1 protein-coding gene is annotated in these 592 nt (G+C 46.3%); it reads right to left on the reverse strand.

Annotated features, from left to right (window positions below; genetic code table 11):
- Positions 1-87 precede the first annotated feature (87 nt).
- On the reverse strand, positions 88-592 hold a 505-nt coding region (locus E0E16_RS14165; protein WP_255418097.1), incomplete at its 5' end, for a transposase.

The following is a 592-nucleotide window of genomic DNA, read 5'->3' on the forward strand; positions in this document are numbered from 1 at the left end:
TATTCCTGTCCGCTAAACATAGAAATCCTCATTCCAACTCATTGAGACACAATAGTTCGGATGACAGCATGTTAGTGACAAGCCCCCTTATTCATTTTCTGTTCCCTCGGGTGGCGATTCAGCCGCTGCTTCAAGCATGAGTTTCATGTCGGCATCCGGCATGTTGAAGAAATTATTCATGTTGAGGTATTCCATAAGTACAATGCGCACCATAGTAGCCAGCCCTGAGAAACTCCACCGCCTCTGCAATGAGCTTTGCAGCAGTGACAGTAATAGATTGGCAATGAGTGTAACCCAAATCTGTATCTTGATGGCGTTGGCACTCTCCCCATAGAAGTATCTAAGCGGGAAGTTCTGTTTTATCTGCTTGAAAAGAGTCTCTATCTGCCACCTCCTGCGGTAGATGGCTACGATAGTCTCCATGGACATGTCAAAGTCGTTGGTAAGCAAGGACACCAACTTTGGCATCTTTCCTTTCTTGATATCCACATAGGTGATGATACGCGCTATATGGTTGATACCGCCCTTCCTGAACACCACCACCTGCTCACGATATTCCATCAGCCCATCCTCGTTCATATCCATGCAGTCT

Source organism: Prevotella rectalis, from assembly GCF_900607215.1.
In the GTDB taxonomy this organism is placed as follows: domain Bacteria; phylum Bacteroidota; class Bacteroidia; order Bacteroidales; family Bacteroidaceae; genus Prevotella; species Prevotella brunnea.